Source organism: Nocardioides sp. Z30_9, assembly GCF_058215735.1.
The window spans coordinates 342,764-358,036 of record NZ_JBZAJF010000003.1; the positions used below are offsets into that span (position 1 = coordinate 342,764).

Sequence of the window (15,273 nt, forward strand, 5' to 3'; positions counted from 1 at the left end):
GTTTCGACAGGCTCAAATGACTACCGAGGAGTTCCCGTGCCCATCGGCATCGATGACGACCACGTCGAGCTGTCCGGCTCGCTGCTCGCCTGGGCGAAGGGGCAGTCCACCACCGAGGCGGTGCGGTCCGGGGGCGGCTCCGGCGAGGCGCTGGGAGAGTGGTCGGGCAGGGCGGCCGAGATGGGGCTGAGCGCGATCGCGCTGCCGGAGCCGGCCGGTGGTGGCGGCTCCCTGCTCGACCAGGCCGTGGCGCTCGAGGCCGCCGCACACGGGCTGGTGCCCGGCGGGCTGTTGTCCACGACGGTCGCCGGGCTGCTCGTCGACGACTCGGCGCTGCGCTCCGGCATCGCCACGGGTGAGGTCACTGTCGGCATCGGGCTGCGGCCCACCCTCACGATCCGCGACGACCGCCTCGACGGGAGCGTCGCGGTCGTGGCCGACGCTCCGACGAGCACGCATGTGCTGGTGGGTGCGGGGGAGCGGTGGTTCGTGGTGCCGGTCTCCGCGCTCACGGTGCACCCGGGCACGACACCCGACCTGTCCCGCACGGTCGGTGCCGTCGAGCTCCACGACGTCCCGGTCGCCGATCTCGTGGAGGTCCCGGTCGACGCGGCCGGCGTACGACGACTGCTGCTGACCTTCGCGGCGGCCGAGGCCTCCGGGATCGCCCGGTGGTGCCTGGACATGGCCGTGGAGTACGCCGGGCTGCGGGAGCAGTTCGGCCAGAAGATCGGTGCCTTCCAGGCGATCAAGCACCTGTGCGCGGAGATGCTCGAGGAGAGCGAGTCGGTGACCGCTGCCGCCTGGGACGTGGCCCGGGCCGCGACCGAGGACCCCGAGCAGCACGAGTTCGCGGCACTGGTCGCCGGGACGGTGTGCCTCGACGGCGCGGTGGCGGTGGCGAAGTCGTGCATCCAGGTGCTCGGTGGGATCGGGTTCACCTACGAGCACGACGCGCACCTCTACCTGCGGCGGGCGGTCGCGCTGCGCAGCCTGCTCGGACCCACGAGTGCGTACGCCGCCCGGCTGGCCGACCTCGCCGCGAGCGACGTGCGCCGGAGCCTGCACATCGACCTGGGGGAGAGCGACGAGTTCCGGGCCGAGGTCCGCGAGCAGGTGCAGCGGATCGCGGGCCTGGAGACGGGGGAGCAGCGGGCCGCGCTCGCCGAGAGCGGCTACCTGACGCCGCACTGGCCCGCGCCCCACGGACTCGGCGCGGACCCGGTGCAGCAGCTGGTCATCGACGAGGAGCTGGCGCGCGCCGGGGCGGTGCGCCCCGACCTCAAGATCGGCGGCTGGGCCGCACCCACGATCCTGGCCCACGGCACCGAGGAGCAGCGCGAGCGCTTCGTCGGGCCCACGCTGCGCGGCGAGATCAGCTGGTGCCAGCTGTTCAGCGAGCCCGGTGCCGGCTCGGACCTGGCTGCGTTGCGGACCCGGGCGGTGCGGGTCTCGACCGACGCGCGGGGCCCCGGGTGGCTGCTGACCGGGCAGAAGGTGTGGACCTCGTTGGCGCGGGAGGCGCAGTGGGGGATCTGCCTGGCGCGGACCAGCACGGAGGGCAAGCAGCACGCCGGCATCACCTACTTCCTGCTCGACATGGCCAGCGAGGGGATCGACATCCGGCCGCTGCGCGAGCTGACCGGCGAGGAGATGTTCAACGAGGTCTTCCTCGTGGACGTCTTCGTCCCCGACGACTGCGTGGTCGGGGAGGTCGACGGCGGCTGGAAGCTGGCCCGGACCACCCTGGCCAACGAGCGCGTGGCGATGGCGGGGGCGCGGCTATCGGAGTCCGTCGAGCGGGCCGTTGGGCTGCTCGCGTCCGGCGAGGACGCACCGGAGGCCGGTGAGCACCGCGTCGAGATCGGCCGGACCGTGGCCTGGGCGACCGTGGTCGCGCTGCTCGGGGCCCGCGCGACGCTGCGCTCCATCGCGGGGCAGGGGCCCGGGCCGGAGTCGAGCGTGGCCAAGCTGGTCGGCGTACGCAGCCGCCAGGAGTCCGCGGAGCTCGTCGTGGAGCTGCTCGGCGACCGCGTCTTCAGCGGCGACGACCTCTCCCGCGAGGCGGTGCACCAGCTGCTGCTGACCCGCTGCCTGTCCATCGCCGGCGGCACCACCCAGGTGCTGCGCAACGTGGCCGGGGAGCGGATCCTCGGGCTACCCCGCGGCTGAGGTCTGCGGGTCCTGGCGCAGGTACGCCGCACGGTGGTGCTGCAGCCAGCGCTCGACGGCCCGGATCACGTGGTGGCTGCGGATCGACCCGAACACCTCGAAGGCGTGCTGGGCACCGGGGAACTCGGCGTAGGTCACCGTCGCCTCGGAGCGCTCCTTGAGCTTGGCCACGAAGGAGCGTGCCTGCCGGACGTCGACGAGTGAGTCGTTGGTGCCGTGGAGCACGAAGAAGTCCGGTGCGTCGGCCGAGACGTGGGCCAGCGGTGAGGCGTTCACGAACTCCGCGCGGTCCTTGACCGGGTCCTTCTTGAACACCCGGGGGGCCAGGAACAGGTCGCGCAGCATCACCGCGTGCTTCTCCTCGGTGATCCCGCCCATGTCGTAGACGCCGTAGAACGGCACGCAGCCCGCGACGCTGGTGTCGGCGGCCTCGAAGCCGGGCTGGAACTCCGGGTCGCCGGGGGTGAGCGCCGCCAGGGCGGCGAGGTGGCCGCCGGCGCTCCCGCCGGTGATCACCAGGTAGTCGGGGTCGCCGCCGTAGGAGGCGATGTGCTCCCGCGTCCACGCGATCGCCTTCTTGACGTCGATGATCTGGGCGGGCCACGGGTGCTTGGGTGCGAGCCGGTAGTTCATCGCCACGCAGACCCAGCCGTGCTCGGCCATCCGGTTCATCAGCAGCAGGCCCTGCTGCTCCTTGGTGCCGATCGTCCAGGCGCCGCCGTGCACCTGCACGAGCACGGGGGCCTTGCTGAGGTCGGTGTCCTTGGCCCGGTAGATGTCCAGCCGCGCGCGCTTGCCCCCGGCGGTGTAGTTGACGTCGCGGATCACCTCGACGCCTGGCCTGGCCATCTTGAACGGCCGGGCCACCTCGCGTACCCGCGTCTTGAGGTCCTCGGTGCTGGGCGGCTCCTCGAGGTCATCGAGGTAGTCGTCGCCGAGGCCGTCGCGCAGGGTGCTCTCCACGTGGTTCGCGGAGCGGTTGGCGTTCACCGCGAGGTAGGTCAGTCCGGCGCCCGCGACGGCGGCGAGCGCGAGCCCGGATCGGCTGGGGTGGCCGGGTCGGTTGCGGCGTACGGTCAGCTCGGCGGCGGTGTCCGCGGCCGTGGCAAGCAGCAGCTGGGGAGCGAGCTCGCTGGCCATCCAGCCGGCGAAGAACGACGGGATCATCGTGGCGCGGCCGTTGATCGGGCGGATGGCGTTGGCGGCAAGGAGCGCGGTGACGAGCTGACGACGGCGAAAGGACATGCTTGCAGGTTACTGGCGGGTCGCGGGTCAGGTGGTGTGAGAAGCACGACGCGGACAGCAACTAGAACGTGTTCCAGATCGGTCCTACACTCCGCGCATGGAACGTCTCAGCGGACTCGATGCAAGCTTCCTCTACCTGGAGACCTCCTCCCAGCTGCTGCACGTCTGCGGGGTGATCCTGCTCGACCCGGAGACGATCGCCGGCGGCTACGACTACGAGACGTTCAAGGACGAGCTGGAGCGCCGGATCACCGACGTACCGATGTTCCACCGCAAGCTCAAGCAGGTCCCGCTCGGCATCGACCACCCCGTGTGGGTCCACGACGACGACTTCGACATCGACCGGCACATGCACCGGATGGCGGTCCCGGCCCCCGGCGGTGAGCGCGAGCTCGCCGAGCTCTGCGGGCACATCGCGGGGATCCCGCTGGACCGCTCCCGGCCGCTGTGGGAGTTCTTCGTCATCGAGGGACTCGAGTCGGGCAAGATCGCGGTGTTCACCAAGATGCACCACTCCACGGTCGACGGGGTCTCGGGCGCCAACGCGATCTCCTACATGTGCAGCCTGGAGCCGGAGGCGCCGCCGCTGGAGTCGGCCGAGGGGACCAGGCAGCCCCGCACGCCCAGCGATGCCGAGCTGCTCGCCCGCGGGGTGCTCACCAACCTCACCAAGCCGGTCGCGGCGGCCAAGATGGTGGCGCCGACCGCCGGGCTGCTGACCCGCACCATCGACCGCGCCCGCAGCGGTACGGCGATGGCCGCACCCCTGACGGCGCCGCGCACCTCGTTCAACGGCACCATCACCGGGCACCGCACGATCGCCCTGCAGGACATGTCGCTGACGAAGATCAAGGAGATCAAGAACGCCGTCGAGGGCGCCACCGTCAACGACGTGGTGATCGCCGTCTCCGGTGGGGCGCTGCGTCGCTACCTCGAGGAGCGCGACGAGCTGCCGGAGACGTCGCTGCTCGCCACGGTGCCGGTCTCCGTGCGCGAGGAGTCGAGGAAGAGCGGGGGCAGCAACAAGGTCTCCACGATCTTCTCCCGGCTGGGCACCGACATCGCGGATCCGCTGGAACGGCTCAAGGTCGTCTCGGCGGCCAACAGCAACGCCAAGGAGCACCACAAGGCGATCCCGGCCGACACCCTGCAGGACTGGGCGGAGTTCGCGGCGCCGCGGACCTTCGGCCTCGCGGTGCGGATGGTCTCCTCGCTGCGGCTGGCCGACTCCGGCCCGGTGATCCACAACCTGGTGATCTCCAACGTCCCCGGCCCGCCGGTGCCGCTGTACTTCATGGGCGCCCGGATCGAGGGGCTCTACCCGCTCGGCCCGATCATGCACGGCGCCGGCCTGAACATCACCGTGATGTCGAGCGAGAAGCACATGCACGTCGGCGCGATCGGCTGCCGCGAGCTGGTGCCCCAGCCCTGGAAGCTGACCGAGAAGTTCCCCCAGGAGCTCGACGACCTGTACGCCGCCGTACAGCCGAAGAAGAAGGCGAAGAAGACCGCGGGGAAGAAGGCTGCGGGCTAGTCCCGCACTGTTCCCGCAATTGCTGGCAAAAGTCAGTGCACTTGACGCTCAGGCTGCACTTTCCCAGCAATTGCGTGGGAAAGGGCCCCCGAGCCAGCCGGTCGGCCGTCAGGCCTCGACGCGCTCGCGGTCCCGCATGCGCGCGGCGACACCCTCGACCGCCTCGACGAAGACGGGCACGAACTTGTCCGCCTGGAGCACGCAGCCGGCGTGGCCGCAGGGGGCCTCGTGGACGGTGGCGCCGGGGATCAGTGCCGCGAGCGCGCGCTGCCGCTCGGCGGGGATGACGTGGTCGTGCGCCGGGATGACGACGGCGGTGGGTACGTCGATCCGCTTCAGCCAGGGGGTGGAGTGGTGCCGACCCAGTGCCGCCACGGCCTGCGCCATCGCCCAGGGGGTGGTGCTGCGCCACTCGTTCAGGGCCCACTGGCCGGTGACCGTGGGGCCGATGTCCAGGGCCTCGGCGGTGCTCTTCGCCGCCGAGCGCACCACACGGGACTTGGCGAGGGCGCGCAGGGAGCCCATGGAGACCTCCATGCCGGCGTGGAAGGCGGTCTCGCGTCCGTTGGTGCGGAACCGGTCGGTGGTGGCGGCGAGGATCAGGCCGCCGACCAGCTCCGGGTGCTGGCGCCACACGCGTTGGGCGATCACCGAGCCCATCGAGTACCCCGCCACCATCGGCCGGTGCAGCCCGAGCTCGGTGATCACGGCGGCCACGTCGTCGGCGCAGTCGTGGACCGAGAACTTCTCGGAGATGATCCCGCGTCCGTGCCAGCGCTGGTCGAACACGACCACGCGGTACTGCTTCGCGAGCTCGTTCACCACGGGGAACCACGTCAGCATCCCGGTGCACCCGACCGCGTGCAGCAGCACGATCGCGGGTGCTCCCGGCGGGCCGGCGAGGTCGGTGACCCAGGTACGTCCCCGGCGCGGCAGGTCCAGCCACGCGCCCTGGGGGATGTCCACCTGGGGGATGGTGACGAACTCGTCGACCTGGTCACGAAGGACACCGCCCACTGAGGCGGCCAGGGAGCTGAAGGGGCGGGGGAGACACTGGCCGAGTCGGGCCATGGGGGTGTCCTCGTGGTTGCGGTTGTCCGGGCAGTCCCTAGACTAGAACAGGTTACAGTTTCTGTCGTGTTAGGGGCCCAGATGAGCGACGAGGTCGCCGACGAGATCCGATCCGTGCTCACCGATGTGGTCGAGAAGGGCCCCGAGGAGACCGGGGCGAGCTGGGCCGCGTGCGGGGAGGCCGGCCTGCTCGGCCTGGCCGCGCCCGAGGACCACGGCGGCGAAGGGCTGGGGCTCGGCGAGCTGGCCGTGCTGGTGCGCGAGGTGGGTGCCCGCGCCCTGGACCTGCCCTTCCGCGAGACCCTCGTCGCCGGCCTGCTGACGCTGAAGGCGTCCGGTACGCCGGAGCAGCAGGAGGCGTTCATCCCGCGGATCGCCGCCGGTGAGCTGCTGGTCGCGCCGGCGCTCAACGAGGTCGGGGCCGCGTTGCCCGAGCGGCCCGCCACCCGGCTCGAGGGCGAGCGCCTCACCGGTCGCAAGCTCGCCGTGCCGGCGTACGGCGACCTCCCGGAGACCAGCACGGTGCTGATGGTCACCGCGACCGCCGAGGGCGGCGAGGCGGTGGTCGTGCTCGTCGACCCGCACGCCGACGGCGTCACCCGGGTCGAGACCCCCGGATCGCGCGGGACCACCGAGGCGACCTACGTCTTCGACGCGGCGCCGGTGCTGGGGGTGCTGGGTGCCGGCGCGGCCGCGTCGCTGCGCGAGCACGTGGTCGCCGGCCTGCTGCTGCACGGCGAGGGCCTGCTCGCGGGAGCCCGCGACCTGACTGCGGGCTACGTCAAGGAGCGGGTGCAGTTCGGGCGCAAGCTCGCGGAGTTCCAGGGCGTGGCGATGCAGATCGCCGACGTCTACGTGACCTCCCGGATGGTTTCCCTGGCCGCCGAGGAGGTGACCCGCCGGGTCGTGGCCGGTGAGCCGGCCGCCGACGACCTCGGCGTCGGCGCGTTCTGGTTCTGCGACCGGGCACCCGCCGCGCTGCAGACCTGCCACCACCTGCACGGCGGGATGGGGGTCGACGAGACCTACCCGCTGCACCGCTACTTCGCCTGGGTCAAGGACGTCGCCCGCCAGCTCGGTGGCACCGAGGCCGCGCTGGCCCTGGTGCCGGCGCAGCAGCCCACCGCCGGCGCCGGTGCCGAGCTGAGCCCCGAGCAGCGGGCGTTCAAGGACGAGGTCCGCGCCTACTTCTCCGGCCTGGTCCCGCCCGAGGCACGGCGCGAGATGATGACCGACCGGCACGGCGAGGCCTACCACCGCACGATCCGCCAGATGGGCGAGGACGGGTGGATGGGCGTCGGCTGGCCCGTGGAGTACGGCGGGAAGGGGCTCGGCGGGATCGAGCAGCAGATCTTCGCCAACGAGGCCAGCCGGGCCGACGTACACCTGCCCTCGGTGACGCTGCAGACCGTCGGCCCGACGCTGCAGGCGTTCGGCACCCAGAAGCAGAAGGACCTGTTCTTGCACCGGATCCTCGCCGGCGACGTGCACTTCGCGATCGGCTACTCCGAGCCCGACGCCGGCACCGACCTCGCGTCGCTGCGCACCACGGCCCGGCTCGACGGGGACCACTACGTCGTCAACGGGCAGAAGATGTGGACCACGGGCGGGCACGCGGCCGACTACGTGTGGCTGGCGGCGCGCACCGATCCCGACGCCCCCAAGCACAAGGGCATCACCGTGCTGATCGTGGACACCCGGGACCCCGGCTACTCCTGGACGCCGATCATCACCTCCGACCACTCCCACCACACCAACGCGACCTACTTCAACGACGTGCGGGTGCCGGCCGACATGGTCGTGGGTGAGGTGAACGAGGGGTGGCGGCTGATCACCACCCAGCTCAACCACGAGCGCGTGATGCTCGGCCCGGCCGGGCGCATGGAGGGGCTGCGCGACATGGTCGTCGCCTGGGCCCGCGAGCGCACCGACGCCTCCGGTACGCCGCTGCTGTCGCTGCCCGTCGTACGCGACACCCTCGCTCGCGCCACCGCGGCGTTTCGGGTCAACGAGCTGCTGAACTGGCAGGTCGCCGGTTCCGGGGCGAGCGGGCGTGAGGCGGTGGCCGACGCGTCGGCGTCCAAGGTCTTCGCCTCCGACGAGGTGCAGTCGCTCGGTCTCGCGCTGGAGCGGGTGGTCACGGCGTACGGCGACCCGGCCGACCCGGAGACCGCGGAGCTGGCGGAGTACCTAGACGCGACCTCCAAGCGCAACCTCGTGCTCACCTTCGGCGGCGGCGTCAACGAGGTGCAGCGCGAGCTGATCGCGATGTTCGGCCTCGGCCTGCCCAAGGTGCCCCGATGAGTGGCTCGCCGGTCGGCAGCCACGACTGGATCATGGCCGAGGTCGAACGCCTCAAGGCGCTCGGCGAGACCGAGCCGCGGCTCGCCCGCGACCCGGTCAACCAGCCGATGATCAACAACTGGCTCGAGGCGATCGGCGAGACCGACGAGCGGTTCACCCACGGTGTGGCGCCGCCGGCGATGGCGCAGGTGTGGACGATGTACGGCCTGGACCCGACCCGCCCCGAGGGCGACCCGCTGCACGGCACCATGCAGATGCTGGACCGTGCCGGGTTCACCTCGGTGCTCGGGACCAACTGCGACCAGACCTACGAGCGCTACCTGCGTGAGGGAGAGCAGGTCGCGATCACCACCCGGCTGGAGTCGGTGGTCGGCCCGAAGAAGACCGGCGTCGGCGAGGGGTACTTCGTCACCACGGTGAACAGCTGGTGGGTCGGCTCCGGGGAGGACCGGGAGCTGGTCGCGACGATGCTGTTCCGGGTGCTGAAGTTCAAGCCACATGCCGCTGGTCGAGCAGCGAGTGAAGCGAGCGATCAGTCTTCTGGCGGTCGAGCAGCGAGCGATCAGTCTTCTGGCGGTCGAGAAGCGAGCGATCAGTCTTCTGGCGGTCGAGCAGCGAGCGCAGCGAGCGATCAGTCGAGACCCCAGGAACCCGATCGCTCCCTGATCACCCGGCCGGTCCGCAACCGCGACACCGAGTTCTTCTGGGAGGGCACCGCCAAGGGCGAGCTGCGGATCCAGTCGTGCAACGCGTGCGGAGCGCTGCGGCACCCGCCCGGGCCGATGTGCCCCTCGTGCCACGTCGCCGACCGGGGGTACGTCGTGGCTTCGGGCCGCGGCACGATCTTCTCGTTCCTGGTCCATCACGCGCCGAAGCTGCCCGGCCGCGAGGTGCCGCTGACGATCGCGCTGGTCGAGCTCGAGGAAGGGGTCCGGATGGTCGCCACCGTGACCGACGCGCCCGAGGAGCTCGCGATCGGAGATGCGGTGGTGGTCGACTTCGACCGGCTCGACGACGAGACGACGCTGCCGACCTGGAGGGTGGCCCGATGACCGAGCTGGACACCGAGCTGCCGGTCTGGGAGCTCCCCGTGACCCCGACCCTGGTCGTCTCCACGGCCCTGGCCACCAGAGACTTCCAGGACGTGCACCACGACCGCGACCTCGCGATCCAGCGTGGCTCGAAGGACATCTTCCTCAACATCCTCACCACCACCGGGCTGGTGCAGCGCTATGTGGGCGAGTGGGCGCGTGAGGTGGTCGGACCCGAGTTCGTGATCAAGTCCTGTGCGTTGCGGCTCGGCGCCCCGGCGTACCCCTATGACACGGTGCGGTTCTCAGGCACGGTCTCCGCCGTCGACGAGGGAACCCTGACGATCGACGTGGTCGGTGCGGTCTCGCTGGGCAACCACGTCAACGCCCAGGTGGTGGTCTCCCGATGAGCCTCTCCGGCAAGGCGGCGATCGCGGGCATCGGCGCGACGGAGTTCTCCAAGGAGTCCGGGCGATCGGAGCTGCAGCTCTCCGCGGAGGCGACGCTGGCCGCGCTCGCGGACGCTGGGCTGGCTCCGGCCGACGTGGACGGGCTGGTCACGTTCACGATGGACAACAGCTCGGAGATCGCGCTGGCCCGCGAGCTCGGGATGGGCGACCTGCGGTTCTTCAGCCGGATCAACTACGGCGGGGGAGCCGCCTGCGCCACCGTGCAGCAGGCCGCGATGGCGGTCGCGACCGGTGTCGCGGAGGTGGTGGTCTGCTACCGCGGGTTCAACGAGCGTTCGGGGCAGCGGTTCGGCCAGGTGCAGAACTGGGCGGCCGCGCAGGTGAACACCAATGGTCTCGACAACGCCTGGACCTATCCGCACGGGCTGTCCACGCCGGCGGCGACGGTGGCGATGCAGGCACGCCGCTACATGCACGAGTACGGCGCCACCTCCGAGCACTTCGGCCTGGTGGCGGTGGCCGACCGCAAGCACGCGGCGACCAACCCGGACGCGTTCTTCTTCGGCCGTCCGATCACGCTGGAGGACCACCAGTCCTCGCGGATGATCGCGGACCCGCTGCGCCTGCTCGACTGCTGCCAGGAGAGCGACGGCGCCGTGGCGATCGTGGTCACCACACCCGAGCGGGCCGCCTCGCTGAAGCAGACACCGGTCTCGATCCTCGCGGCAGCGCAGGGGAGCGCGGCCGACCAGTTCGTGATGACGTCGTACTACCGCGAGGACATCGGCGTCCCCGAGATGGGCGTCGTCGGACGCGAGCTGTGGCGGCAGTCCGGTCTCCGACCCCAGGACATCGCGACAGCGGTGCTCTACGACCACTTCACGCCGTACGTCTTGATGCAGCTCGAGGAGCTCGGCTTCTGCGGCCGGGGCGAGGCTGCGGACTTCATCGCCGGGGGAGCGATCGAGGTCGGCGGCCGGCTGCCCCTGAACACCCACGGCGGCCAGCTGGGCGAGGCCTACATCCACGGGATGAACGGCATCGCCGAGGCGGTGCGCCAGGTGCGCGGTACATCGGTCAACCAGGTCGATGACGCCCACCACGTGCTGGTGACCGCCGGGACCGGGGTGCCGACGTCCGGGCTGGTACTGGGCCGGTAGATCGCGCGCGGCGCTGGGGGCGTGCGGGACGAGAGTCGCTCCCGGATGGTCCGTGGGCGCATTCGCGGTGGAAAGACGCGACTCGCGTAAGCGCACTCATTGACCGCGCACCATGCGGCATAAGCCCCTTTGGGGCTTCCCGGACTGGGGAGAAATTGGACACCCCCGACAAGGGACGCAGCCGTCAAGCCGCGCTCGCAGACCTAGTCAAGGTCACCTCGAACCCTCGCCTCAGCGAGGGCCCGTTCTGTTCGGTCGCCCCACAAGGAGTCATCTTGGACTCGCCAGAAGCCCCACTCCTCGTCCCCTTGGCCCTCGCCCGGACCGCTGAAGTAGAAGCCAGCTCGCTTCAGCAAATCTTGCTCGAGCTTGCCGGCCTGGCGTAAGAGGTCCCGAAGTTGGTCGTGTTCGATCGCTTCGTCCGCGGGCGGAACCTCGCGGTAAAACATCATGCGCTGGTCCCAGTGCTCCCCAACGAAGTCGCGCCAATTGGCTTGACCGGCTTCCGACAGTTCCTCAACCGGGAACCGCCAGTCGTACTCCTCAGCGATCCACGCAGCCGCATAGCCGAAATGCTTGCTCAAATCTGATACGACTCCACACACAGCACTCGCCAAGTACTCGACATCGTGACTGCGCTCGTCGACGAGCGCTTCGAGGAGGTCAAGATTGACCGAGTAGAGCGTGTCGCTGGAGAACGCGATGTCCCTCCATGCGCTCGCCCCGTAGCCCAACTCGAACAACGTGCGTTCAATCCGAAACTCTTCGAGAGATACACCACCGAAACCTACGAGCCAGCGCTTCCAGGCTCCCTCATAAGTGGGACCCAGTAGCGGCTGGCCGACCACCTCTCCTCGATCTTCAAGTACAAGATGGCCAACCTCGTGGGCGAGCAGACGCTCTGCGGCTGAGGGGTCTTGCTCAACGACCAGAGGACCGTCGACAACGACGACCGGAGGCGACATCTCCGCAACGACACGTGCAGCCACCCGACCACTCCCGCGCTCCGTGCGGTAAGCCGACAGATGAGGCACCAGTGCTCGCACCGCGCCTTGCACATCCTCAGTCAAGAGCAACTTCACTGATTCAACCGGCCACACGGCTACTCCCTGACCCATGGCCTCGAGGTGGGCCGAAGGGACCTCGAAATTTCCCTCGATTGTGCAGTCCACAGTTACGTCGGTCATCCGTCCGCCCTCTGAGTCAAACCGGTTCGTAGGCCAACCGGCCTCCTTAGCTGAGACCGTAGGGCTCGGCCCTGACACTCTCGCGAGCCCAGGCCCTTGGCGGCTCAGCGACGGAGGATGCAGTCACGTGCCTCGTGACGAACTTGTGGCGCCAATGCCAACCGGATGTCGCCTCAAGACTCCTACTCGTCGCGCGGATCGCGGCAGCCATTCGGTCGTTGCGGAGCGTCCGAACAGGCGGCGGAAAGTCGCGCAGGGATCTGGTGCGGACAAAGTGGCTGGTCTTCTCACACTGCTGCGGCCAACTGGGCGGGATGTACATGTCGGCGTGGAAGAGGGTCGGGACCTTGGCCGTGGATCTCTTGTTGCGCCCGCTCAGTGCAGGCATGAGGCGGCGTGCCAAGGATTATCGGCCGCCCGGGCGTAGTGGGTCTGTCGGAGGTTCGGCATACGGTCCGACCATGGATCCGAGAACATGGGGGCCAGCCGAAATCTCGGCGGCCTGTGCTGTGGGCGCACTTTTCGTGGGTGTCGTTGTCGCGATTTTTGCAGCAGTGCAGCTCGTGCAAGCGAGGCGCCTTCGAGAGGAGCAGGTCCGTCCGTACGTGATCGTTGACTTCGAGTTCAGGCGCTTCCTGGTGCGGATCGCGATTAAAAACATCGGCGCCACACCCGCACGTGATGTATCTGTTGTCTTTGACAAACCCCTTCAGCCTGCCAACGAGGCACGGCGGGACATCAACGATTCGTCTGTCTTCTCTCGCCCCATTCCGATGCTCGCCCCAGGGAGAACCATTCGCGTTACGTTCGACTCGGGGCCTGACCTGTTCAAGCGCGACGATCTGCCCCTGAGGTACGAGACGAGGGTCAGTTACAAGGACCTGAACGGGAAGAGGTTTGATGACCCCCCGTTCCCCCTAGACCTGTCGCCGTATAAGCACACGCCAATAGATCCGAAGGGCCCTCCCGGAACTGGTATCAGGTGTGGAGGATCTTCGTGCCGAGCTAAGAAAGTGGTCGAGCAGTAGCGGCCTGCGGGTTCTCACATCCAACAACGACCGCCGTCAGTCTCGTGAGAACAGGTCGTACTACTGTTCCCATGCGCAGACAGTCTGGCGCGAGGACGGGCCAGCCGCGTGCCTCAAATGGCTCTGGAACGAGGCGCTGCACCACTACGGCTGGCGATAGAACAGCACGTCTGGTCTGACCCCCCTTGGAGATGGGCACCAAGCCGATCGCGACTTGCCAGGAGGCACGAAGGCGGCGGAATGACAAACCCCGAGGATGATCCGGCCGAGAAGCCTCTACCAGTCCGTGCGCCTCCGCCCCGTGTCATGCAAGAGCTGGCGCCGAGTCGCGGCCAGCTAGCGGCACCATTACGAGGTCCGAGCCCAGTCGACCGCCCGGTCTTCGCCCAGCAGGTCGTTGGCCTTGGTGAACGGCTTACTGCCAAAGAAGCCTTTGTAGGCGGACAGCGGCGACGGATGCACCTGCTCGATGACAGCGTGACGGGAGCCTTCAATCAACTTCGCCTTTCGGCGGGCGTCGTTGCCCCAGAGGATGAAGACCACTCGCTCCTCCTTCTCGAGGATCACCGAGATCACCGCGTCAGTAAACGTTGACCATCCTTGGTGCTCCCAACGCCATTGCCGATGCACCTGGTGGTCCTTTTCCGAGCCGGCACGCAGCGTCAAAGCCGTGTTAAGGAGCAGCACGCCCTGCCGCGCCCAACCCTCCAGACTGTTCTTGGCAGGTGTGGGAACGTCCACGTCCGAGGCGAGCTCCTTGAAGATGTTCTTCAGGCTGGCGGGAGTCTTCGAGGCAGGACTCGAGACCGAAAACGCCAGGCCGTCTGCATCACCGGGAGTCGGGTAGGGGTCCTGGCCAAATATGACAACGCGGACCTTCTCGTAGGGGGTGAGCTCAAAGGCCTTAAAGGTCTGGTCGCGCGCCGGGAAGACGCTCTGAGTCCGACGTTCGGTCTCGACGAATTTCATGAGTCTCGACCAGTACGGCGCGTCGAGTGTAGGTCGAAGTCGTTCGGCCCACTCGCCGGTCAAGATGGGCAACCGAGGGGGCGGCAGATCCCGGCTTTCGGCGTGGGGGTGTCGGCGGATGGCATCCAGGACGTCGTCCCAGTCGTCGGCCATGGGACTGTGTCCCAGGTTGTGATGCTCGCGCTGGCGGTAGAACGCCCAAGCGCGAAGCAGATCGACACCACACCACTCCGGGATCCGCCCGGACGCCTCATGGATGGACATGGCCGGTCGCAAGAGCTCGTGGTAAGCGGCCATGTCCCGCGAGAACCGCTCGTAGCCTTCATAAGTCAGTGCCCAATTCAACTCTTCGTCGGTGGCCATACCGCGGATCTTCGCACTCTCCTCTGCCCAAAACGTTGGGTGCCGTGCACGCGGTGGTACGACGCGCTTATCAGGCGTCCTTGGCGCAGGTCGACGCGCCGGGGGGCCATGGCGACAGGCTTGCCGGTCTTCGCTATCTCGGAACCGGAACTACGAGCGGATCGTCCGGATCTCGGCCCTTCCAGGTAACGAGGATTTCGTTCGGCACTGGGGCTCCCATTGCGCCGATCATCAGGAACTCGACTGACTCTTGTGGACGCAGGGTCGCGGACTCAGGCAATCCACGACTGATCTGCGCGGCACCCTCGGCGGGGATACGGACCTCCTCGGCCACGTCGGTCCCGACGTTTCTCAGCACGAACCCATTCTTGGACTTCCTATCCAGAGACCACTGCACGTTGGGTTTCTGCGCGGGGCCCGGGCCGGCATCAGGTCCTTGCCCCGACGTGACCGGTTGATTTTGCGCGACGTTCGCAGCTTCGTGCAGCATGCGCTGTTCGGTGAGCCAGTTGGCCCGCTGTGCTGCCTCGGCGGATATGACTGCCGCACGGCCGCTCTCCTTCTGGATCGTCAGCGAACGCAGCGAAATGATGAGCGCGATCGCCGCTAGAACGCCACTGACCGCGACGCCAACATAGATAGCCAGAACTTCGGGATCAGTGGTCAGCGGGTTGTGAGTGGTCATTAGCACGAGTAGGACGTTAGACCCTGGCCCGCCGCGGAGGGCAATACACCGCGGCCGATGACCGACAGGCGGCGGTGTGACGCGCCCCGGAACCGGCCGTGAGGTCACGGGGAT

At 68.7% G+C, this 15,273-nt stretch carries 12 protein-coding genes; 7 read left to right on the plus strand and 5 right to left on the minus strand.

Annotation, left to right across the window (positions count from 1 at the left end; genetic code table 11):
• Positions 1–36: 36 nt before the first annotated feature.
• Complete coding sequence (locus AC4BGB_RS20190; RefSeq protein WP_490548783.1) at positions 37–2,172, plus strand: acyl-CoA dehydrogenase family protein; 2,136 nt, start codon at positions 37–39, stop codon at positions 2,170–2,172.
• Here AC4BGB_RS20190 and AC4BGB_RS20195 read toward each other — a convergent pair.
• On the minus strand, positions 2,158–3,417 hold the full coding sequence (locus AC4BGB_RS20195) for an alpha/beta hydrolase fold domain-containing protein (RefSeq protein WP_490548784.1): 1,260 nt from the start codon (positions 3,415–3,417) through the stop codon (positions 2,158–2,160). The two genes, AC4BGB_RS20190 and AC4BGB_RS20195, sit on opposite strands and share 15 nt — an antisense overlap.
• 97 nt (positions 3,418–3,514) lie before the next feature.
• Between AC4BGB_RS20195 and AC4BGB_RS20200 the strand changes: the two genes are divergently transcribed.
• Positions 3,515–4,951 (plus strand): WS/DGAT/MGAT family O-acyltransferase, encoded by a 1,437-nt coding sequence (locus AC4BGB_RS20200; protein ID WP_490548785.1) that lies wholly within the window; start codon positions 3,515–3,517, stop codon positions 4,949–4,951.
• 108 nt (positions 4,952–5,059) lie between these two features.
• Here the strand turns inward: AC4BGB_RS20200 and AC4BGB_RS20205 are convergent, their stop codons facing one another.
• A complete protein-coding gene (locus AC4BGB_RS20205; RefSeq protein ID WP_490548786.1) occupies positions 5,060–6,022 on the minus strand; it encodes an alpha/beta fold hydrolase in 963 nt (320 codons plus the stop codon).
• 81 nt (positions 6,023–6,103) lie between these two features.
• Here AC4BGB_RS20205 and AC4BGB_RS20210 point away from each other — a divergent pair, with 81 nt between their 5' ends.
• The 4 genes from AC4BGB_RS20210 to AC4BGB_RS20225 are packed head-to-tail and all read left to right on the plus strand — an operon-like array spanning position 6,104 to position 10,927.
• The gene (locus AC4BGB_RS20210; RefSeq protein WP_490548787.1) at positions 6,104–8,326 is read left to right on the plus strand and encodes an acyl-CoA dehydrogenase family protein; all 2,223 of its coding nucleotides are present in this window, start codon (positions 6,104–6,106) and stop codon (positions 8,324–8,326) included.
• On the plus strand, positions 8,323–9,378 hold the full coding sequence (locus AC4BGB_RS20215) for a bifunctional MaoC family dehydratase N-terminal/OB-fold nucleic acid binding domain-containing protein (protein WP_490548788.1): 1,056 nt from the start codon (positions 8,323–8,325) through the stop codon (positions 9,376–9,378). Before AC4BGB_RS20210 ends, AC4BGB_RS20215 begins: the two co-directional genes overlap by 4 nt.
• Entirely contained in the window at positions 9,375–9,767 is a 393-nt protein-coding gene (locus AC4BGB_RS20220; RefSeq protein WP_490548789.1) for a MaoC family dehydratase, read from the plus strand. Before AC4BGB_RS20215 ends, AC4BGB_RS20220 begins: the two co-directional genes overlap by 4 nt.
• A complete protein-coding gene (locus tag AC4BGB_RS20225; RefSeq protein ID WP_490548790.1) occupies positions 9,764–10,927 on the plus strand; it encodes a lipid-transfer protein in 1,164 nt (387 codons plus the stop codon). Before AC4BGB_RS20220 ends, AC4BGB_RS20225 begins: the two co-directional genes overlap by 4 nt.
• A gap of 203 nt (positions 10,928–11,130) precedes the next feature.
• Here the strand turns inward: AC4BGB_RS20225 and AC4BGB_RS20230 are convergent, their stop codons facing one another.
• Positions 11,131–12,114 carry a hypothetical protein gene (locus AC4BGB_RS20230; RefSeq protein WP_490548791.1) on the minus strand — a complete coding sequence of 328 codons (984 nt, stop codon included), beginning with the start codon at positions 12,112–12,114 and terminating at the stop codon, positions 11,131–11,133.
• Between the two features lie 461 nt (positions 12,115–12,575).
• Here AC4BGB_RS20230 and AC4BGB_RS20235 point away from each other — a divergent pair, with 461 nt between their 5' ends.
• Positions 12,576–13,142 (plus strand): DUF8453 domain-containing protein, encoded by a 567-nt coding sequence (locus AC4BGB_RS20235; protein ID WP_490548792.1) that lies wholly within the window; start codon positions 12,576–12,578, stop codon positions 13,140–13,142.
• Between the two features lie 348 nt (positions 13,143–13,490).
• Here the strand turns inward: AC4BGB_RS20235 and AC4BGB_RS20240 are convergent, their stop codons facing one another.
• On the minus strand, positions 13,491–14,474 hold the full coding sequence (locus AC4BGB_RS20240; protein ID WP_490548793.1) for a uracil-DNA glycosylase: 984 nt from the start codon (positions 14,472–14,474) through the stop codon (positions 13,491–13,493).
• A 133-nt stretch (positions 14,475–14,607) separates the two neighbouring features.
• Positions 14,608–15,159: a hypothetical protein gene (locus tag AC4BGB_RS20245; protein ID WP_490548794.1), complete on the minus strand. Its 552-nt coding sequence runs from the start codon at positions 15,157–15,159 to the stop codon at positions 14,608–14,610.
• Between the last annotated feature and the right edge of the window lie 114 nt (positions 15,160–15,273).